The organism is Gardnerella greenwoodii 00703Dmash (genome assembly GCF_000263635.1).
Taxonomy (GTDB): Bacteria; Actinomycetota; Actinomycetes; order Actinomycetales; family Bifidobacteriaceae; genus Bifidobacterium; species Bifidobacterium greenwoodii.
Map to the genome: position 1 here is coordinate 182251 of NZ_ADEV01000007.1, position 18849 is coordinate 201099.

General features: G+C 42.6%; 19 protein-coding genes. 11 read left to right on the forward strand and 8 right to left on the reverse strand.

Annotated features, from left to right (window positions below; translation table 11 throughout):
* Nucleotides 1-19: 19 nt before the first annotated feature.
* The 4 genes from NG78_RS02790 to NG78_RS02775 form a co-directional block, all read right to left on the reverse strand.
* Nucleotides 20-745 carry an aspartate/glutamate racemase family protein gene (locus NG78_RS02790; protein ID WP_004134569.1) on the reverse strand — a complete coding sequence of 242 codons (726 nt, stop codon included), beginning with the start codon at nt 743-745 and terminating at the stop codon, nt 20-22.
* Nucleotides 746-787: 42 nt separating this feature from the next.
* Nucleotides 788-2029 carry a carboxylate--amine ligase gene (locus NG78_RS02785; protein WP_004134571.1) on the reverse strand — a complete coding sequence of 414 codons (1242 nt, stop codon included), beginning with the start codon at nt 2027-2029 and terminating at the stop codon, nt 788-790.
* A 98-nt stretch (nt 2030-2127) separates the two neighbouring features.
* The gene (locus NG78_RS02780; protein ID WP_004134574.1) at nt 2128-3900 is read right to left on the reverse strand and encodes a UDP-N-acetylmuramoyl-L-alanyl-D-glutamate--2,6-diaminopimelate ligase; all 1773 of its coding nucleotides are present in this window, start codon (nt 3898-3900) and stop codon (nt 2128-2130) included.
* A gap of 82 nt (nt 3901-3982) precedes the next feature.
* Nucleotides 3983-4762, reverse strand: coding sequence for an exonuclease domain-containing protein (locus tag NG78_RS02775; RefSeq protein ID WP_032837797.1), 780 nt, complete (start codon nt 4760-4762; stop codon nt 3983-3985).
* A 131-nt stretch (nt 4763-4893) separates the two neighbouring features.
* On the opposite strand from NG78_RS02775, the gene NG78_RS02770 reads away from it, so the two are divergent.
* Complete coding sequence (locus tag NG78_RS02770; RefSeq protein ID WP_004134577.1) at nt 4894-5466, forward strand: sigma-70 family RNA polymerase sigma factor; 573 nt, start codon at nt 4894-4896, stop codon at nt 5464-5466.
* A 60-nt stretch (nt 5467-5526) separates the two neighbouring features.
* Here NG78_RS02770 and NG78_RS06250 read toward each other — a convergent pair whose 3' ends face one another.
* The 4 genes from NG78_RS06250 to NG78_RS02755 all read right to left on the reverse strand — a co-directional run bounded on the left by NG78_RS06250 (nt 5527) and on the right by NG78_RS02755 (nt 8409).
* Nucleotides 5527-5601, reverse strand: a complete 75-nt coding sequence (locus NG78_RS06250; protein ID WP_369803150.1) for a 50S ribosomal protein bL37 — start codon at nt 5599-5601, stop codon at nt 5527-5529.
* A 106-nt stretch (nt 5602-5707) separates the two neighbouring features.
* Entirely contained in the window at nt 5708-6208 is a 501-nt protein-coding gene (ybaK, locus tag NG78_RS02765; RefSeq protein WP_004134580.1) for a Cys-tRNA(Pro) deacylase, read from the reverse strand.
* A gap of 176 nt (nt 6209-6384) precedes the next feature.
* A complete protein-coding gene (gene gap, locus NG78_RS02760; RefSeq protein WP_004134581.1) occupies nt 6385-7440 on the reverse strand; it encodes a type I glyceraldehyde-3-phosphate dehydrogenase in 1056 nt (351 codons plus the stop codon).
* Between the two features lie 171 nt (nt 7441-7611).
* Nucleotides 7612-8409, reverse strand: coding sequence for a thiamine diphosphokinase (locus NG78_RS02755; protein ID WP_004134582.1), 798 nt, complete (start codon nt 8407-8409; stop codon nt 7612-7614).
* A gap of 245 nt (nt 8410-8654) precedes the next feature.
* On the opposite strand from NG78_RS02755, the gene asnB reads away from it, so the two are divergent.
* The 10 genes from asnB (at nt 8655) to NG78_RS02705 (ending at nt 18843) form a co-directional block, all read left to right on the forward strand.
* Nucleotides 8655-10541: an asparagine synthase (glutamine-hydrolyzing) gene (gene asnB / locus NG78_RS02750; protein WP_004134583.1), complete on the forward strand. Its 1887-nt coding sequence runs from the start codon at nt 8655-8657 to the stop codon at nt 10539-10541.
* Between the two features lie 226 nt (nt 10542-10767).
* Nucleotides 10768-11505 (forward strand): translation initiation factor IF-3, encoded by a 738-nt coding sequence (infC, locus tag NG78_RS02745; protein ID WP_019260841.1) that lies wholly within the window; start codon nt 10768-10770, stop codon nt 11503-11505.
* On the forward strand, nt 11486-11680 hold the full coding sequence (gene rpmI / locus NG78_RS02740; protein ID WP_004128670.1) for a 50S ribosomal protein L35: 195 nt from the start codon (nt 11486-11488) through the stop codon (nt 11678-11680). Before infC ends, rpmI begins: the two co-directional genes overlap by 20 nt.
* A 68-nt stretch (nt 11681-11748) precedes the next feature.
* The gene (rplT, locus tag NG78_RS02735) at nt 11749-12132 is read left to right on the forward strand and encodes a 50S ribosomal protein L20 (RefSeq protein ID WP_004105106.1); all 384 of its coding nucleotides are present in this window, start codon (nt 11749-11751) and stop codon (nt 12130-12132) included.
* 99 nt (nt 12133-12231) lie between these two features.
* Nucleotides 12232-13227 carry a site-specific tyrosine recombinase gene (locus NG78_RS02730; RefSeq protein ID WP_004134584.1) on the forward strand — a complete coding sequence of 332 codons (996 nt, stop codon included), beginning with the start codon at nt 12232-12234 and terminating at the stop codon, nt 13225-13227.
* 48 nt (nt 13228-13275) lie between these two features.
* On the forward strand, nt 13276-14115 hold the full coding sequence (locus NG78_RS02725; protein ID WP_004134586.1) for a ParA family protein: 840 nt from the start codon (nt 13276-13278) through the stop codon (nt 14113-14115).
* 185 nt (nt 14116-14300) lie between these two features.
* Nucleotides 14301-16223, forward strand: coding sequence for a translational GTPase TypA (gene typA, locus NG78_RS02720; protein WP_004134589.1), 1923 nt, complete (start codon nt 14301-14303; stop codon nt 16221-16223).
* Nucleotides 16224-16268: 45 nt separating this feature from the next.
* A complete protein-coding gene (locus NG78_RS02715) occupies nt 16269-16676 on the forward strand; it encodes a hypothetical protein (protein WP_004134591.1) in 408 nt (135 codons plus the stop codon).
* A 71-nt stretch (nt 16677-16747) separates the two neighbouring features.
* Nucleotides 16748-17746: a prephenate dehydratase domain-containing protein gene (locus tag NG78_RS02710; RefSeq protein ID WP_004134593.1), complete on the forward strand. Its 999-nt coding sequence runs from the start codon at nt 16748-16750 to the stop codon at nt 17744-17746.
* Complete coding sequence (locus NG78_RS02705; RefSeq protein WP_004134595.1) at nt 17740-18843, forward strand: prephenate dehydrogenase; 1104 nt, start codon at nt 17740-17742, stop codon at nt 18841-18843. The genes NG78_RS02710 and NG78_RS02705 overlap by 7 nt, the downstream gene beginning before the upstream one ends.
* The last annotated feature ends 6 nt before the right edge of the window (nt 18844-18849 follow it).

Consider the following 18849-nt stretch of genomic DNA (forward strand, 5'->3'; position numbering starts at 1 on the left):
TATTTAGCTGCTTAATTTGCTAATTTCGCAAAGATTTAGCTTTTTGCACAGTGTCTTTTACAAGCACTGCTTGAGCGTCAACCAATGGTATTTGAGGTAGTGGGAAAGCTTCGTTTAGCACGCTAAGCTCTGTGCATCCTAAAATAAGCGCATCGCAACGGCATGCTCCTGCAGGGTCTAGCATATCGCTTAAAACAGATTCGTAACGGTGAAAATCAAGGTCTCCTGTACCTTTTACGTCATCGTAAATAAGCGAAGTAATACGTTTCTGCAAGTCGTCGTCTGGAGCTACAAACGTGTATCCTGCTTCTTCAATAGCATGCTGATACACTCCCGCTTTACGCGATCCTTCAGTGCCTAAAAATCCAATGCGCTTGCAACGAGCAGTAGGGTAGCGTCGAGCAACTTCAGCCACAGCTCCTCGAGGCATATGCATAATAGGAACGTTGGTAAGCGCTTGGAACTTATCGTAAAAATAATGCGCCGTATTGCATGTTAATACAATAAAAGAAGCTCCCATTTGCGTTGCTTTTTGAATATCGTCCGCAAGAACAGGGAATGGATTTTCGTCGGAATTACCAACAATATAAGCCGTTCTATCTGGCACAGAAGCGTCGTTAAACACCACATAATCCAAAAACTCTTGATCATTATGCGCATGTGTTTCTTTATTCAGTAAACGAATATAGCTTTCTGTTGCAAGAGTACCCATTCCGCCAAGTACAGCAAAAAACGGCCGTTTCATCGTGTAATTTTCCTTTCGGAACCCATATTGTGCCGGAGTATTTCACGCCTTATTGCGGAAAAATTCAGCATAGCGTTTCTTGTAAATTGAAAACATATGACGAATCATAAGCCAGCGTAGTGGGTTCATATCCTTCTTATATTCTAGCGTAGTGCCCCAATCGCCGCGACGAATCATACTAGTACCACGCTTCTTTTCTTCGCCTTCTGCTACGTAATTTAAGAAAATAGAGCGTGGAATTTCCATCCACAATTTTTCTCCACGACCAAACACAGTATTTCCGTCAAAAGGCTCATGGAAAATCAAATCTTGCGCAAAATATTTCGCAATATTGAAGCCGTTTAAAGTCACAAAGTAGCTTGAGCGGCCTTGACGCAAGTTTATTTCAAAAAGTTTATACTCTCCGTCGCGCTCATCGTATTTCATATCAAAATTAGCTACGCCAACGTAATGAATATCTTCCAAGAACGCTTTAATATTGCGGAAAACTTCCATATTGTAGTCAGGAATAATAGCAGCATAGTTTCCCACAGCTTCCGGCGTTGGGTCTTCTAGCAAAGGATGGCCTAAGAACATCATTCTAACGTGGTGTTCGCTGTCTACGTATGCGTTTAGAACGCGCATACGGCTATCGTCTCCTGGAATAAAGTCTTGCAAAATCATTTCGCCATCGTAACCGGCTTTATAAGAGCGCTTAATAAGAGTATCAAGCTCCTTAGGTGTGTCGATAATAAAAGCCTTCTTACGCCCCTCAAAATCAACTTTAAGCCATTTGGCGCTATCTGCAGGCTTCATTGCAATAGGGAAGTTGAATGGAAGATCTTCATAAGCGTGCTCTGCTACTTCTTGAGCGTTTACTACTTTAGTTTTTGGATGAGGAAGATTGTATTTTTCGCAAGTTTTATAGAACGAGCTTTTAAGGCTAAGCTGTCGGTTTAATTCGTTTGGCAAAGTGTGGAAGGCAAAATAGTCGCGCAATTTTTCTCCGCACTGGCTTAACAAATTTGCGTAAACATCTCCGCAAGGAATAAGTAGAAGCTTAGTATTTGGGTTCTCTTCCTTCCACGATTTTCCAAACGAAAGCATTGTGTTTAGAAATGTTGTAAGCTCGCCAAAATTTGGGACGATTCTCACATCAATAATCTTGCTAAATTTTGTAGGAGAAAGTTGGAAATATGCAAAAGCTATAGAAGTAATACCGTATGCTTCGTGGAATGCTCTAGCCATTCCGTAAGCGTTAATATCGCTGCCGAGCAGCACTGGTTGGAATTTTTGATTAGTCATTTGTGTCTTCTTTATGGTTTATTTGTACGTTTATTTGTAGCATGTATTTTTAACGTGTATTCGTAGCGTTTACTTTTACGTTTTTGCAATACTTAATGTTAAAGCGTAAAAAGACGTTTTATGATTTCTGAATCACCCTCGTAAGGCACATGCTTGTTTTCGTGCTTAATCCAACGCTCATCGCCTTTGCCAATCAAAAGAATAACGTTGAATTTTTCTTCGCGATTAAAGCTTTTGCGAGCGTCGTCAACACTGTACTCAACTGCATCTGGACGGTCTATAATAATATGCGACTTAACGTTTTCGTTAGTTATGTATCCTCGCATATCTTTGCAAATATCCATTTCGTCTTCTGTATTTGTGTCTTCAGTTGTAAAAATAAACTGGTAAATACGATTTTGAGCAGCTTGGACGATTTCCTTACGGCGATCGTAAGCTTTATTTCCTGCAGATCCTGTTACTAGCGTAATTCTAGGATTTTCTTTACCGAAACGTTCATCAACAAAATCAAGAAGTGCTTTAGTGGAAATATAATTATGCGCGTAATCAACAACCGCAATTGTGCTAGACTGTGCGTCTTTGAATACTTCCATGCGTCCAGGAATCTTAATATTTTCAATAGATTTCAGTGCTGCTAAATCAGTTTCCTGATTGATTGAAAGTTCTCCAGCAATAGCAATAGCTGCTAAAGCGTTTTCGTAATTAAAATCTCCAGCAATTGCGAGCGAAAAGTCGTCAACGGTAGAGTAGTGTACGTCTTCATCATTGCTATTTTCGTCCGTATCTCTAATAGAAATGCAATGTGACTCACTGTTTTCTGCAGGAATTGCAATGTAGTCAGGCGTAAGTAGCTCTGAATAGTCGTCGTCGTTAACAGATGCGCAATAATCTGTGTGATTATCTTCTAAATCGTCACTATTTATAACTTCGCAAGTGCTGTTTTCTATTTCATCTTTTTGTATTCTTGCAAAAGTTGCTACAGGCACATTATTACGTTCTGCGTCTTGCAACAAAAGATCTGCGTGATCAGCATCCGCATTTAATACCAATCGCTTAGTATTCGCAATAATTTGACGCTTGCAATACAAGTAATCTTCAAAAGTTGGGTGCTCAATAGGGCTAATATGATCCGGACTAATATTTAAGAAAGCTGCAACATCAAACTTAAGTCCGTACACGCGATTTACCTTATAAGCTTGTGAAGAAACTTCCATAACAAGGTATTTCATGCCGTTATCTACAGCTTCGCGCATCATTTTAAAAGCGTCGAAACTTTCAGGAGTTGTTAAATCTGATTCAACGTAATTAACACCGTCTAAGCAGTTATCTACGGATGAGAATAATGCTGCTTTTGAGCCAGAATGCGCGTTTAGAATAGCGTGAGTAAAGTATGCGGTAGTTGTTTTACCTTTAGTTCCAGTAATTCCAACAACTGTGAGTTTTTCTTGAGGATTTCCAAAGAATGCTGCAGAAAGTATGCTCATTGCTTTGCGCACGTCTGTAACAATTAAGCCAACGGCATTTGTGTACTCAGCGTAACTTTGCTCAGCAACGTATGCGCTAAGACCTTTGCTGTCTGCGTCTAAAAGATATTCAGGCTTAAAATTGCCCTTAATAAAAAGCAAAGTTCCAGGCTTAATATCGCGAGTATCGTAAGTTGCATGAGCAAAACACTCGTCTGCATCAACATTGGCAAAATAATACGGATTTAAAGACCATATTTCATTACGGGAATGAGTAGAGTCTGTAGATTGTTCGCTATTGGAAGCCAAATCTTGTGACTCGTGATGCTGAATCATTTCGCGCAACAAGCCATATTGTTGCAAAAGCTTACTTGCGCTTGTTAGTGACAACGTGTTGTGCATAGTCATATTTTTCTTTTCGCTAAACATAAGTAAATATTTTTAAGCAATAATTCAATTTGGGTTATAAATTGTTTATTATAAACAAGTTTTAAAGCCAAGTTCCACGAATTGGCTCGCGGCCATGAGATTCAAGCCACTTGTTAAAACTGTCCCTCCAACGAATATATGCTTCTCTCTGCCAACTCATTAGGTTGCTTAATGTCATGTTTGCAACTTGCTCATACGCATTGCAAATAGGTGCAACTAAATCAAGAGCCGCAACAGTATCTGCAGTTGCATCGTGGAAGTCACCAATTGGTTCAACTCCATAGAATTGGGAAGTAAGAGTTAAGGTGCGCTTTCCAGGTCTTATAGAAACAGCGCGATCAATAACCAGCGGATCTACTGTAAGAACATCGTTTGCGCTAAGAGTGCTTATGCTGCAAGTTGGTCGCTGATTTAAAGATTTTAGTTGCCAACGATTCAAATCATGACGAAGCATAGCAACATCGAACGGCGCGTTATAAGCCAACAGTGGAATATTTTTCTCTTGAGCCAAGCTTACTGCTTGTGCAAGTAGCTCAAGCTCTTCTACAGGCTCTCCGCCGTATTCCTGAAGGTATTCATCTGTGAAACCGTTTACTTCGCTTGCTTTAGGATTCATAGGCTGATGAGGGTTAATTAGCCATGTAGAAACAGCGTCGCCATCGTGCCCCAAAGAAGGATTTCTTAAAACCAAGGTTGCGGAAGCTATTGCGTCTTTACCAATATTTGCTCCGGTTGTTTCAGTATCGAAACCAAGCAGCCACGATTTTGAAAGTGGAGTGTTTTCCTCTTGGAATGGCGCTGCATTTAAAGCATCTAACAATTCTTTAATATTTGTTGGCATAGTCACAATATTACCGCAATGGCGGGTTTTGGCGCGCGGGCAATCTACAAAGCGATTCGTCAAGCGATTCATAAAGCAATTCGTCAAGATATTTGCAAATCTATGTGCAAAGTAAAAAGTATTATTAAGTTATGAGTAAGTCTAATAAGTGCGCGCTTGTTAAGCGTAAATATGAGCAATTTGAGCAGCTTATTACTCCATGTGTTGATTCTTTATACACTCAAGCTATGCGATTAACCAATAATGCGCAGGATGCTCAAGATTTAGTACAAGATACTTTTGAGCGTGCGCTAAAATCTTTCTCAACTTTTCATACTGGCACAAATTTTTCAGCTTGGATTAACAGGATTGAGCGCAATTTGTATTTTAATCAATACGCAAAAGAAAAGCGTGCGCCTAAGCGAGCAAACGATAAAACTGGCGATTATAACGATTGGGATATTTACGAAGCTTCTAATCATGCTCCAAGTGGATTGGTTTCTGCGGAACAAGAGTATTTTGAAGGATTTGCTCCTAAGGAGATTATTGCAGCTTTAGGAACTCTTACTCCTGATCGCAGAAAAGTTTTTGTTGAGGCTGCTATTAATGGGAAATCTTATAAGCAGATTGCCAAAGAAGAAGGCATAAAAATTGGTACTGTTATGAGTAGGCTTAATCGTGCTAGAACTCAGTTAAAGCACGAACTTGCAGATTTATGCAGATAATCAAAACAAAAAGCCCGCGTAGAAGCGGGCTTTATAGTATTTATAAGCAAAAATTACAGCTTAAGCATTTGGCCTTTTGCCGTGATTTGCTGCTTTTTTACGACGCGCCTTGCGCTTGCGGCCACGCATACCCATAATGGTACTCCTTAACGATTAATTAACAACCTTAGGGATTATCGCACGTTGCCAAGACGTTATACTAGCTCACGCCTAGCTTATGCTAAATCCAGTTGCAGCAAACTTATGCTGCAATATCTGCAACGGTTGCATTTAACAATGTTACGATGTCTTGAGGATTAAGCACCACGTCCAATCCGCGCTTTCCTCCAGAAACAAGAATCTCATCAAATTGCATTACGCTAGTGTCAAGAACTGTTTCATGATGTGTTTTCTGACCAAACGGCGAAATTCCGCCAACCACGTATCCGCTTTCACGTTGCGCAACTTCTGGGCTTGTCATACTAGCTTTCTTTGCATGAACAGCTGCAGCAATTGCTTTCATATTAAGTCTTCCATTTACTGGAACAATACCAACTACTCGCTTTTCGCCAGTATCGACCATAAGTGTTTTGCACACTTGAGCGGCGCTTACTCCAAGTTTTTCAGCGGCTTCAACCCCATAGCCGTCATCCATATGATCTGCATCATGCTCGTATTGCGCAATTCTAAAATTGATTCCGGCTTCTTCTAATTGAGCAATAGCAGGAGTTGCTTTGCCGGTTTCTGCATGTTTTTTACTCATTGCGTTCCCCTTATGTTGCGTGACTTAGTAGCAATTTTGTGTTACATGATATGCTATACCAACTATTGACTTAATGTAAATTTAAATAATAAACCCCTTGTGAGCTTAGAAAGCAGCACAAGGGGTTTAATAAACCTTACAAAATCAGATTATTTCTGATTTTTACTTGGATAAAATCACTCGGAGATTTCAGCGAAGTAAAGAAGGGTGCGAATCATGTTAGCGGTGAAGCCGCACTCGTTATCGTAGAAGGTAACGGTACGAGCCAAAGTTACGCCGTCAACAGTGTTAACATCGGTCTGAGTTGGATCAAAAACGCCACCGTGGGTGTCGCCGATGATGTCGGAAGACACGATGCTGTCGGCATTGTAGCCGAAGTACTCGCAGTTCTCAAAAGCCTTCTTGAAGGCTTCGTTGATTTCTTCAGTAGTAGCTGGCTTCTCAAGAACAGTGGTCAACTCGGTAACGGAACCATCTGGAACCTGAATACGCTGTGCGTGACCCTGGAGCTTGCCGTTAACTTCTGGCACAACCTTGCCGATTGCCTTAGCAGCGCCGGTGGAGTGCTCAATAGTGTTGCAAGCTGCAGAACGGTTGTTGCGTGGCTTGGAGCCGCGTGGGCCGTCGAGAATCATCTGAGTTCCGGTGTAAGCGTGGATTGTGGTCATGAAGCCGGACTTAATTCCCCAGTTATCTTGCAAAAGCTTAACCATGGCTGCCATGGAGTTGGTGGTGCAAGAACCAGCGGAAACAATGTTGTCGGAGGCCTTCAAAATCTGATGGTTTACGCCGAATACGACTGTTGGGGTGGTTTCATCCTTAGCAGGAGCGGAGATAAGAACCTTCTTAGCACCAGCGTTCAAGTGAGCCTGGGACTTTTCTGCAGAAGTATAGAAACCGGTGCATTCAAGCACAAATTCAACGCCATCATTCTTAACCCATGGAATGTTGTTGGCGTCCTTCTCGGCGTATACCTTATAAGTCTTACCATCTACGACGATTGCGTCTTCGGTAGAAGTCACCTCAACTGGGGTGCCGTCATCGTGACGGAATGTGCCGTGGGTGCTGTCGTACTTAAGCAAGTAGGCGAGCATAGAAGGAGTGGTCAGATCGTTGATGGCTGCGACTTCGATATCACCGGCTTGACCGCCGCGAGCCTGAAGCTCAAAAATACGACGGAATGCAAGACGACCGATGCGACCGAAACCGTTAATACCAATCTTGACTGTCATGTGGTTCTCCCTTGAGTGAGACCTCGTGCGCAACGTTTAAGTCGCGCTATTTTCGCGATGAAAACTCACGCATTGTGGTCATCGTTATTTGAATTAACGGTGTTCATTTTAGTGTGCGGTCTGTACGAAAAGTTGCAGAACAGCACACGTAATGTGTAAAGAGTTTAAGGTCTAATCGTTGTAAGTCATAGACTCTGCAGCTGCAGTAGTTGAGTCAGTTGGAGTTGCTTCACTTTCCAGAGGAACAGCTAACGCTTCAGAAATAGAAGTGTCAATCTTACCTAAATCTCCAACAGGCCTCTTGAACCAGCTAACTTGCGGCAAAGGAGCGTTAATTGGGAAGGTTACAATAAGTGTTCCTTCATGAACATCAATATGCGCTGGTGTGTCGTTTAATAATTCGTTGCTTAAACCTTGAACGGCGTCGCCATGCATAACAGCATGCTCAAGCTGATATTTTAAGCCAGTCTCGTTTACATCATTTGAAACAGGAGTGTGTGAAAACACTGAAACTATGCGCGATTCGCTTCCGTTTGATGCTGGGAAATCAAGTGAACCATCATGAATAGCAGTAACGATTTGACCGTCGCCATATAAGAAGCCAATTCCACCGCGACGAGCTAAGCGAACCATAAGCTGAATATTGGAAATCGTATGGTCAACGCGTCCGCCTAAGCCGCCAAAAATATGGAATTCTCTAGCGCCTTTAGACCATCCAACTTTTAGTGCGGAAAGTAAATCTGGATCGTCTTTTTCCGATGGCAAACGTGTAATAATTGCGTCGGTAGGAAGCTTAAGGCGCACGGAATCAAAATCTCCAATAAGAGCATCTACATGCAAACCTAATTCGCATGCATGATCCCATCCACCATCTGCAGCAATAGTCAGTGCGCGATCAGGCACATGCTCACGTGTATTGTCGTAATAATCTCCTGCTGCTAGTACTACGCAGCGTTGCAAAGGTTCCATATCATCATAATAACGCGCTATTAGTATCTATTTAAGGCTTCCAAACAATAGTTTACAAACGCTGTATTGAGTAGTATTTTGTTATGTTTTTGCTTGATATTTTTCAATAACATAAAGCGCTTGATGTAACATTGAATATCAGACTAGATTTTCCAAGATATTATAGATTTTCTGCATTAGTAGCGGGAAAATAATTTGTCGGAAAATAATATGACTTGTGTTGTGCACCTTACGAGGAGAAATAAATGTGCGGAATTGCTGGGTTCATTAATGACACCCCAATTAACGTCAAAGAACAAATTGTTAAAGATATGACGGATGTAATTGCTCACCGTGGGCCTGACGAGTATGGCACAATGATTGATGATCATGCAGCATTGGGATTTCGTCGTTTAAGCATTATTGATCTTCACGGCGGTTCTCAGCCAATGTATAACGAAGACGGAAATCTTGCAGTTACATTCAACGGTGAAATTTATAACTACAAGCCACTTAGAGAAGAACTTATTAAAGCTGGTCACACTTTCCACACTGATTGCGATACAGAAGTATTAGTGCACGGTTACGAACAGTGGGGTAAGGATTTACTTAAGCGTTTGCGCGGAATGTTTGCGTTTGTTATTTGGAATAAGCAAACTCAAGAATTGTTCGGCGCTCGCGACCATTTTGGTATTAAGCCTTTCTATTATGCGCAAATGAATGGCACTTTTATGTATGGTTCCGAAATTAAATCTCTTCTTCGTCACCCGGATTTTAAGAAGGAACTTAACGAAAATGCGCTTAAGCCTTTTATGACTTTCCAGTATCCTGCAATTAGTGAGACTTTCTTTAAGGGCGTGTTTAAGCTTCCTGAAGGCCATTGCTTCACCTATAAAAATGGTGAGATGAAAATCGAACAGTATTACGATCCTAATTTCCGTGAAAGCAAGCAGCATTTGAATGAGCTTGTGGATTTGATTGATAAAACTGTTTGCGATTCTGTTAAAGCTCATCAGATTGCAGATGTTGAAGTTGGTTCCTTCCTTTCTTCAGGTGTAGATTCTAGCTATGTTGCTGCTGTTGCTCGCCCAGAGCACACGTATTCAATTGGTTTTGCTGGCGGACGTTATAACGAGTCCAAGCAGGCTGGAGAATTGGCGAAAATTATTGGCTTAAATAATAAGTCTGAAATTATTGACGCTGAAGACGCATTCCGCTATTTCCCGCAGATTCAATGGTATTTGGACGAACCTGATTCTAACTTCTCTTGCGTTCCATTGTTCTTCCTAGCTAAGTTAGCTTCGCAAGATTTACGCGTTGTGTTAAGCGGCGAAGGCGCAGATGAATTATTTGCAGGATACATTGATTATGGTGTTCACACGCGTTCCAAGCTTATTAAAGTTGTAACTCGTATGCTTGCAAAGTTGCCAAAAAAGTTGCGTTATGCAATTGGTAGGGCGGCAAAAGGAAAGCATTTCCACGGAGCATGGCATTTGTACGCTAATTTGGCCCCAGCTGAGGAGCATTTTATTGGCCAGTCAAAGGTTTTCAACGAAGAAGATGCTGTAAAACTTTTGAAGCCTGAATACCGTAAAGGTCCGCATGTTATGGATATTGTTGGCGCTATTTATAACAGAATTTTAGGTAAGGGTCTTTCGGAAGTTAAGAAGAAGCAGTATCTCGATATGCATCAGTGGATGCCGGGAGATATTTTGCTTAAAGCAGATAAAATGACAATGGCTCACTCTTTGGAGCTTCGTGTGCCTTTGCTTGACCGCATGCTTATGGATGTTGCAGAGCAGGTTCCTACTAAGTATTTGATTACTGATGAAAATACGAAGTTTGCTTTCCGTCAGGCGGCTGCACGTCATTTGCCTAAAGCTTGGTATGACCGCGAAAAGCTTGGTTTCCCAGTGCCAGTTAAAGATTGGTTGCGCGAAGAGCGTTTTTATAAGATTGTGCGCAAAACTTTTGAAAGTGACGACGCAGCAAAGTTCTTCGACCGTGACGCTTTGCTTCAAATGATTGATAACAACTATGCTAAGCGTACTGACGATCGTCGTAAGATTTGGACAGTTTACACTTTCTTGACCTGGTATGACGTGTACTTTAATCACGATGGATTAAAGCCTGATCCTGTTCAAGTTGCGTAAGCAAGTCCATTAACAATTTGCGCAATGGTTATTTGTCAAGGCGTGTAGTATACTGAACATTTGGCTTGAGTAATCAAGAAAGTGGGATGTCCCCACCTGGAAGCCTACTGTGGTTTCGGGTTCATTACTTCGCTCATGCGAGTTGGCTTTGTTTAAGCTACTTGCCGCGTGTATTTTTACGCGTTTTATTGATGTGAAGTGTTGAATCCTTAAACTCCTGGACTTCTTGGTGTATTGCATTCTACCAGTATTTAGAAGGATTGGAGTCATCATTAGCGACGAACCACGCATTAACGAGGAGATTCGAGTCCCTCAGGTGCGCCTTATTGGTCCAAAAGGCGAGCAGGTGGGAGTTATCGCAACCTCTGTCGCGTTAAACCTTGCAAGGGAAGCTAACCTCGATCTCGTCGAGGTGGCGCCTACTGCTAAGCCTCCAGTAGCCAAGCTTATTGACTACGGTAAGTACAAGTACAACGAAAAGATGAAGGCTCGTGAAGCACGCCGTAATCAGACCACTGCTGAGGTTAAGGAAATTCGTTTCCGCCTCAAGATTGATGATCATGATTTTGACGTTAAAAAGGGTCATGTACTTCGTTTCTTGAACGGTGGAGATAAGGTAAAGGTCACTATTATGTTGCGTGGCCGCGAACAGTCTCGTCCAATTGGCGGCGTTGAACTGTTACGCCGACTTGCGGATGAGGTCTCTGAAAGTGGCACCGTTGAGTTTGCGCCGAAGCAAGAGGGTCGCAATATTATTATGACTCTCGCTCCAAAGGGCAAGAAGATTCATACACAGTCTGAGCAGCGTCGTCGAGGCGCTGAATCTCGTGCAGAGCGTCAAGCTCGCCAGGCTGCACGCCTTGCGGCAAAGCAAGAAGTGCAGGCACAGGCTGCAGCTGCAGTAAATGCTATGCAATCCGATCAACATCACAAGGAGGGCAGCAATGCCGAAGATGAAAACTAATTCCGCAGCGTCCAAGCGCGTTCGTCTTACCGGTACCGGTAAGGTGATGCACGATGGTAGCGCCATGCGCCACAACTTGGAGCACAAGTCGGCTCGTAAACGTCGTGCTCTTTCCGAAGATAAAGTATTGGCTACTGCGCAGAGCAAGAAGCTTAAGGGCTTGCTCGTTAAGTAAGTAACAAGTAAGAATTGCTTGTAAACGAATACGCAATCATAAATTTTTAAGAAAGCTGAGGAATACTTATGGCACGAGTAAAGCGCGCAGTAAACGCTCACAAGAAGCGTCGCGTTGTTCTTGAGAGGGCTTCTGGCTACCGTGGTCAGCGCTCCCGTCTTTACCGCAAGGCAAAGGAACAGCTGCTCCACTCATTTACTTATAACTTCCGCGACCGCAAGGCTCGCAAGGGCGATTTCCGCAAGTTGTGGATTCAGCGCATCAACGCTGCAGTTCGCGCTGAAGGCATCACCTACAATCGCTTCATTCAGGGCTTGCACTTGGCAGGCATCGAATTGGATCGTCGCGCTCTTGCTGAGCTCGCTGTTTCCGATATTGAAGCATTCAAGGCTGTTGTCGAAGCTGCTAAGGCTGCATTGCCAGCTGATGTTAACGCTCCAGTTGAAGCCTGATTGCTTTAATAGAGTTTGATTTTAAGCCCACCCATTTCGGTGGGCTTTTTTCGTACTAAAATCTATATGAACAAATAGCTATTAGATATAATTAACTTTATGCGCCAAAATATTGATTCTTACAATGCTGAAAACAGTGTTGCTGGCAGTTACACAAGCAGTATTACAAGAAATATTCCTAAAGAATTTGAACCTTATATTCAACGTTTTATTGCGCATATTGATATTGAGCGTGGTCTTTCTAAAAAAACTGTATCCGCATACGCTTCAGATTTGCAAGATTACGCATCTTGGCTTTACAGTGAACGAAAAATCAAAGATATTACCGCTATTTCGCAGTTAGATATTGAATCCTATATTAGAACTTTGCATAAATTAGGTTTGGGATCTCGCACTGTTGCTAGAAGACTTGCAAGTATTCACGAATGGCATCGTTTTATGCTTGCTCATGGAGATATTAGCTCTGACTCTTCAGCATTTGTAAAAGCGCCAAAACAGGCAGATTACTTGCCGGACGTGCTAAGTATTGACGAAGTAAATCGTGTTATTGAAGCTGCTGGAAATTTTGGTAGCGAGGACGCTATTTCGATTAGAGACGCAGCTTTACTAGAATTTTTGTACGCTACAGGAGCGCGAATTTCAGAAGCAGTAGGCGTAAAATTTGAAGATATTGATTTAGACGACTCCGTTGTAAAACTTACTGGCAAAGGCGCAAAACAGCGTTTAGTTCCCATTGGTGGTTGCGCAATTAGGGCTATTCGTAAGTATATTGAAAAATCTCGCCCAATATTATCTTCAAAAGGCAAGAAAGAATTGCACACTATTTTCTTAAATAAACGTGGCAATGCTTTATCTCGCCAATCAGCATGGTTTGTGGTTGTTGAAGCAGGGGAGCGCGCAAAACTTGGACGCCCATTGCACCCACATACTTTACGTCATTCGCTTGCTACGCATTTAATAGCAGGTGGTGCGGATGTGCGCACAGTTCAAGAGCTTCTTGGTCACGCTTCTGTAACAACTACGCAAATTTACACGCATATTAGCCCAGATGCTTTATTTGAAGCGTATGTAATGAGTCATCCTCGTGCTAGATAATTTTATGCTCAGAGTTTCGTGAGTATACCTGTTGATAAAGTGGGGAACATGCCTACTGATTTACTTGGACGCGAATACGAGACTTTTCATGCGCCGGAGCCGCTTACTTCTCACGGTCCTGCGCGAATTATTGCTATGTGCAATCAAAAAGGTGGAGTTGGTAAAACAACCAGCTCTATTAACATTGCTGGAGCTTTAAGCCAGTATGGTCGTCGCGTTTTAATTGTTGATTTCGATCCGCAAGGTGCTGCAACTGTTGGTCTTGGCATTAACGCAAATGCGCTTGACAACACAGTTTATACAGCATTATTCGATTCGTCAGTAGACGTTCACGACGTAATTCGTCATACTGAAACCGAAAATATTGATATTATGCCGGCTAATATTGATTTATCTGCGGCAGAAGTTCAGTTGGTTACAGAAGTTGGCCGCGAGCAGATTCTCGCAGGCGTATTGCGTAAAGTTAGAGACGAGTACGATGTTATTATTGTGGATTGCCAGCCTTCCCTCGGCTTGCTTACTGTAAACGCGCTAACAGCAGCAGATGGCGTAATTATTCCGCTGGCTGCAGAGTTCTTTGCACTTCGAGGCGTTGCTCTTCTTATGCAATCTATTGAAAAAGTGCAGTCTCGAATTAATCCAAATCTTAAAGTATTTGGTGTTCTGGTTACTATGTATACTCGCACTTTGCACAGCGAAGAAGTCTTACAGCGCATTTACGAAGCTTTCCAAGACCGAGTTTTGCACTCCGTGATTTCCCGCTCTATTAAATTGCCGGATTCTACTGTTGCTGCAGTACCTATTACTATTTTTGCTCCTGAGCACAAGACTGCAAAAGAGTATCGTGAGGTTGCGCGCGAGCTTATTGCTAAAGGCGTTGTTGCTTAAGTTCTTGTGATTCTGCGTTAGTGTGTATTAAATGCTGTCTTAGCTCGCGAGTAAAATCGGTGAGGTTTGGCAGTTTGCCGATTTTGGTTTTGCCAATAACGTATCGCAGCTATTTGATTGGCTTCAGCTTTAAGATAGTTGCTTGTAAATAATTACTTAAACGCGAAGAATGGAAGAGGTTTGTGATGACTGTTCGCGGTGATATTCGAAATGTGGCAATTGTGGCGCACGTCGACCACGGTAAGACCACTCTGGTAAACGCCATGCTTCAGCAGTCGCACGTATTTTCTGAGCGTGAAGAAGTTCCAGATCGCGTTATGGATTCCAATGATTTGGAACGCGAAAAGGGCATTACTATTCTTGCTAAGAACACGGCTGTTCAGTACACCGGTCCGTTGGCTGAAAAATATGGTCACCCAGAAGGCATTACTATTAACGTGATTGATACCCCTGGCCACGCTGACTTTGGCGGCGAGGTTGAGCGCGGTATTTCTATGGTTGACGGCGTTGTTCTGCTTGTTGATGCTTCTGAAGGCCCTCTTCCGCAGACTCGTTTTGTGCTTCGTAAAGCTTTGGAAGCTAAGCTTCCTGTGATTTTGTGCGTGAATAAGGTTGATCGTCCGGATGCTCGCATTGAAGAGGTTGTTGGAGAATCAACAGATTTGCTTCTAGGTCTTGCTCAGGACGTTGTTGAGGAAGGTATCGATCTTGATCTCGATGCTTTGCTTGATTTGCCAGTAATTTATTGCGCTGCTAAAGCCGGTTACGCTTCTCAAAATCAGCCAGAAAATGGCGGTTTGCCAGATAACGACAATTTGGAACCACTGTTTGATTCTATTATTTCAAACATTCCAGCTCCGCAATACGAAGAAGGCGCTCCTCTTCAGGCTCATGTTGCAAACATCGATTCCTCCGACTTCCTTGGACGCTTGGGCTTGGTTCGTATTTATAACGGCGTTTTGGAAAAGGGTAAGACTTACGGTCTTTCCCGCGTAGATGGCTCCATTGAAAACTTCCGTGTTTCCGAGCTTCTTCGCACTCAAGGTTTGGAGCGCACTCCTGTAGCTTCTGCAGGTCCTGGCGATATTGTGGCTGTTGCTGGCGTTAATGACATTATGATTGGCGAAACGATTGTTGATCAGAACGATCCAAAGCCTCTTCCGTTAATTCACGTTGACGATCCTGCAATTTCTATGACTTTCGGCGTAAACGATTCTCCTCTTGCCGGTACTGAAGGCAAAGATCATAAGCTTACTGCTCGTATGATTAAGGATCGTCTCGATCGCGAGCTTATTGGTAACGTTTCTATTAAGGTTATTCCAACTGAGCGTCCAGACGCTTGGGAAGTTCAGGGTCGTGGCGAGCTTGCTTTGGCTGTTTTGGCTGAGCAGATGCGTCGCGAAGGCTACGAGCTTACGGTTGGCCGTCCTCAGGTTGTTACCAAGACTATTGATGGTCAAATTAACGAGCCTATGGAAAGCACAACTATTGACGTTCCAGAAGAGTACATGGGTACTGTTACCCAGCTTATGGCTGATCGCAAGGGTCGCATGGATTCTATGAGCAACCACGGTTCCGGTTGGGTTCGTTTGCAGTTTACTGTTCCATCTCGCGGTCTTATTGGTTTCCGCACTGCTTTGCTTTCTGCTACTCGCGGAACTGGTATTGCAAGCTCTATTTCCGCCGGTTATGCTCCATGGGCTGGCCAGATTGTTACTCGCCAGAACGGTTCCATGGTTTGCGATCGTAAGGGTGTTGCAACTCCTTATGCAATGCAGCGTTTGCAGGCTCGCGGTATCTTCTTCGTTGATCCGCAAAGCCCAGTTTACGAAGGCCAAATTGTTGGTATTAACAACAAGCCAGACGAGTTGGATGTAAACATTACGCTTGCTAAGCACATGACTAACATGCGTTCTTCAACCGCTGATGTTCTCGAGACCTTGACTCCGCCAATCAAGATGAGCTTGGAAGAGTCTCTTGACTTTGCTAACGAAGACGAATGCGTGGAAGTTACGCCTGAAGCAATTCGCGTTCGCAAGATTATTTTGAGCCGTGACGAATGGTATAAGTGGCGTGCTAAGCAGCGTCGTCAGAACAATGCTGCGTGATGCATTCTCTAAAATACTATTTGTAAATTGAGGCGCTGATTTACTATGACAGCAAAACCGTGGTCGCATCGCTTACCTTTATGGGGTAGGTATGCGACCACGTGTGTTTCTTCTGCAATATGCGCACTAATTGGAACTTTTGTGCATCGCGCGGGAGCAATGAATAATTTGCCATATGGCTTTGTTATTGCCATGATATTGCTCGCACTTTCTGCTTGGTGTTCCAGAGCTCGTAGTGGATGGTGGGGATTATTTATTCACGCAGTAGTTTTTTCTGCTGTTGTATGGATTCTAGCGCTTGGTTTTATTGGTAGCGCAATTCTTGTTCCTGTAGGCTTTACTATTCCTATGCCTTGGTGTGTGAAATACGTTGGATATTTTTGGCTTTATGGCATTCTTATTGCCCACGCAATTTTGCTTTGTATGCCTCAGCGTTGGTTTGTTGTTGAATAGTGTTAAATAAGTAAAGAATTTACAGTAGTCTTTACAGTAGTTTTTACAATAGTTTTTTAAGGAAAATAGTCATGGATGGTAATAAGAACAGTCATAGTGCCCATAAATTATGCTATTTAGGGCCGGAAGGTTCTTTTACTCATCAGGCATCTTTAAAAGTTCAACAGCAGTTACAATCATTTGATAATTTGCAACTTATTCCAACTGCTTGCGAAAATGTTCTTAGTATTGCTAGTGAAATTGAAGAGCATAACAATTGGGGTGTTATTGCGTGGGAAAACAATATTGAGGGCGTTGTAATACCTAATTTAGATTTACTAATTGATGCAAAAAATATGGTTGGCATTGCTCGCGTAGGTGTCGATATTAGTTTTGATGCTGTTATTTGTAAGTCAGATTCAATTGATAAATGTTCTACTATTGTTGCTCATCCGCACGCGCTGGCACAATGCCGTAAGTTTGCTCAAGAGCGCGGATTGAAAGAAAAAACTGCGTCTTCAAACGCTGCTGCTTGTAGGGATTTAGTTCCTGGCGAAGTTGCTTTATGTCCTAGAATTTGTGCCGATTTATACAATAGGCAGATTGTGAGCGAAGGCGTTGAAGATTTTTCTGGCGCTCGCACTGAGTTTTTAGTATTAGCTCCTCGAGATGAGGCTTTAAATTTTGTTAATATTCAGCGCGAAAGCTCTTCATCTTTTTCCTCAATTATTGCTTTTATTCCGCGTTCTACTGGTGCTGGCGTGTTAGCAAATTTGCTTGACGTTGTGCGAGATCATGGGCTTAATATGACTTCTTTTATGTCTAGGCCGATTAAAGGGCAGGATGGTTTATACAGTTTTATTGCAACTGTTGATTCTTCTCCTTGGGATTCTATGTGTAAAGATATGATTCAAGAGGTTGTTGAGCACGGAGATTGGGTTCGAGTTTTAGCAGTGTATCCTTCTAATAAGCGCAATAATCCGGTGATGAACGATTGGATGTTGCCTAATGGGGGAGTGTGCGTGGAGCCTTCGGTTGATGCTTTGCGCAATTTGAACGTAATGCAGGCAGAAAGAGAATTATTATGGTAGACGATGCTGAATTTTCTCAAAATTTTTCTGTTGGTATTGTTGGTCTTGGTCTTATTGGTGGATCTCTTGCAAAAAGACTTGCAAAATTGCCGGAATGTAGAGTATACGCTTGGAATCGTCATCATGACCCATACGAAGAAGCTGAAAATTTAGGAATTGACTGCGTAGAAAATGTGCAAGATTTAGCTAAACTTCGTCCAAACGTTCTGATTTTGTGCAATGCTTTGTTTGCTATGCCAAGTATTTTGCAGGAAATCGCACCTTATATTGACAAATCTCGCACAACTATTAGCGATGTTGGTAGCGTAAAAACTTTAGTTAGAAATCAGGTTGCTGCAGCAGGTTTGCAGGATTGCTACGTTGGTGCGCATCCGATGGCTGGAAGTGAGTTTACTGGTTGGAAAGCTTCTAGCGCTGAGCTTTTAAATGGTGCTTTGTGGGCTTTAACTGTTGATAACAACACAGAGTTTTGGCGTGTAGCAAATGTTTTACAAATGATTGTTTCGCTGTGCAAGAATCGTGCAATAGTTTTAGACGACGAAACGCACGATAATTCTGCGGCACTTATTTCTCACATGCCTCACGTTGTTGCGACTTCTCTTGCAAACGTATTATGCGATCAGCCTAATCGTGCTATTGCTTTGCAATTATCTGCAGGTTCTTGGCGAGATATGACGCGCGTTGCTCTTACAGATCCTCAACGCACTCGCGCAATGGTAAGCGAAAATCGGCATAATACTGCAAAATTATTGCGTTCCGTAATTTCTGAGCTAACTTTTGCTGCGAATATGCTGGATCAGGATGTAGAAGTTGCTGACGATAATGAGCAAGAGTTTTTTGCTAAAGCTCAATCGTGGAGAGAATATAAATACCAGCAGCGCAACTCGTCTAAAACTAATACGAATCAAAGCGATGATATGAATCAAAGCGATGCTGCTAATAGCAGATTGTGGAAGTATGCTTCCAGAAGCAATTGGCAGCAAGAATTACTAGAATCTGCGCGCTTAGGCGAATCCATTGTTGAACTTTTCGGATCCAATACCAACGAATCTTCGCAACTGCTGTTGCGTTCAGATAGTTCGCTAAGAAACTTATAATGCGAG

Excerpts from the sequence above, each read along its gene's own strand:
- NG78_RS02755 (WP_004134582.1), bottom strand. The coding sequence starts at position 8,409 with ATGGAACCTTTGCAACGCTGCGTAGTACTAGCAGCAGGAGATTATTAC.
- gap (WP_004134581.1), bottom strand. The coding sequence starts at position 7,440 with ATGACAGTCAAGATTGGTATTAACGGTTTCGGTCGCATCGGTCGTCTT.
- NG78_RS02730 (WP_004134584.1), top strand. The coding sequence starts at position 12,232 with ATGCGCCAAAATATTGATTCTTACAATGCTGAAAACAGTGTTGCTGGC.
- NG78_RS02790 (WP_004134569.1), bottom strand. The coding sequence starts at position 745 with ATGAAACGGCCGTTTTTTGCTGTACTTGGCGGAATGGGTACTCTTGCA.
- NG78_RS02770 (WP_004134577.1), top strand. The coding sequence starts at position 4,894 with ATGAGTAAGTCTAATAAGTGCGCGCTTGTTAAGCGTAAATATGAGCAA.
- typA (WP_004134589.1), top strand. The coding sequence starts at position 14,301 with ATGACTGTTCGCGGTGATATTCGAAATGTGGCAATTGTGGCGCACGTC.
- NG78_RS02705 (WP_004134595.1), top strand. The coding sequence starts at position 17,740 with ATGGTAGACGATGCTGAATTTTCTCAAAATTTTTCTGTTGGTATTGTT.
- NG78_RS02715 (WP_004134591.1), top strand. The coding sequence starts at position 16,269 with ATGACAGCAAAACCGTGGTCGCATCGCTTACCTTTATGGGGTAGGTAT.
- rpmI (WP_004128670.1), top strand. The coding sequence starts at position 11,486 with ATGCCGAAGATGAAAACTAATTCCGCAGCGTCCAAGCGCGTTCGTCTT.
- NG78_RS02775 (WP_032837797.1), bottom strand. The coding sequence starts at position 4,762 with ATGCCAACAAATATTAAAGAATTGTTAGATGCTTTAAATGCAGCGCCA.
- rplT (WP_004105106.1), top strand. The coding sequence starts at position 11,749 with ATGGCACGAGTAAAGCGCGCAGTAAACGCTCACAAGAAGCGTCGCGTT.
- ybaK (WP_004134580.1), bottom strand. The coding sequence starts at position 6,208 with ATGAGTAAAAAACATGCAGAAACCGGCAAAGCAACTCCTGCTATTGCT.
- NG78_RS02780 (WP_004134574.1), bottom strand. The coding sequence starts at position 3,900 with ATGACTATGCACAACACGTTGTCACTAACAAGCGCAAGTAAGCTTTTG.
- asnB (WP_004134583.1), top strand. The coding sequence starts at position 8,655 with ATGTGCGGAATTGCTGGGTTCATTAATGACACCCCAATTAACGTCAAA.
- NG78_RS02785 (WP_004134571.1), bottom strand. The coding sequence starts at position 2,029 with ATGACTAATCAAAAATTCCAACCAGTGCTGCTCGGCAGCGATATTAAC.
- NG78_RS02725 (WP_004134586.1), top strand. The coding sequence starts at position 13,276 with ATGCCTACTGATTTACTTGGACGCGAATACGAGACTTTTCATGCGCCG.
- NG78_RS02710 (WP_004134593.1), top strand. The coding sequence starts at position 16,748 with ATGGATGGTAATAAGAACAGTCATAGTGCCCATAAATTATGCTATTTA.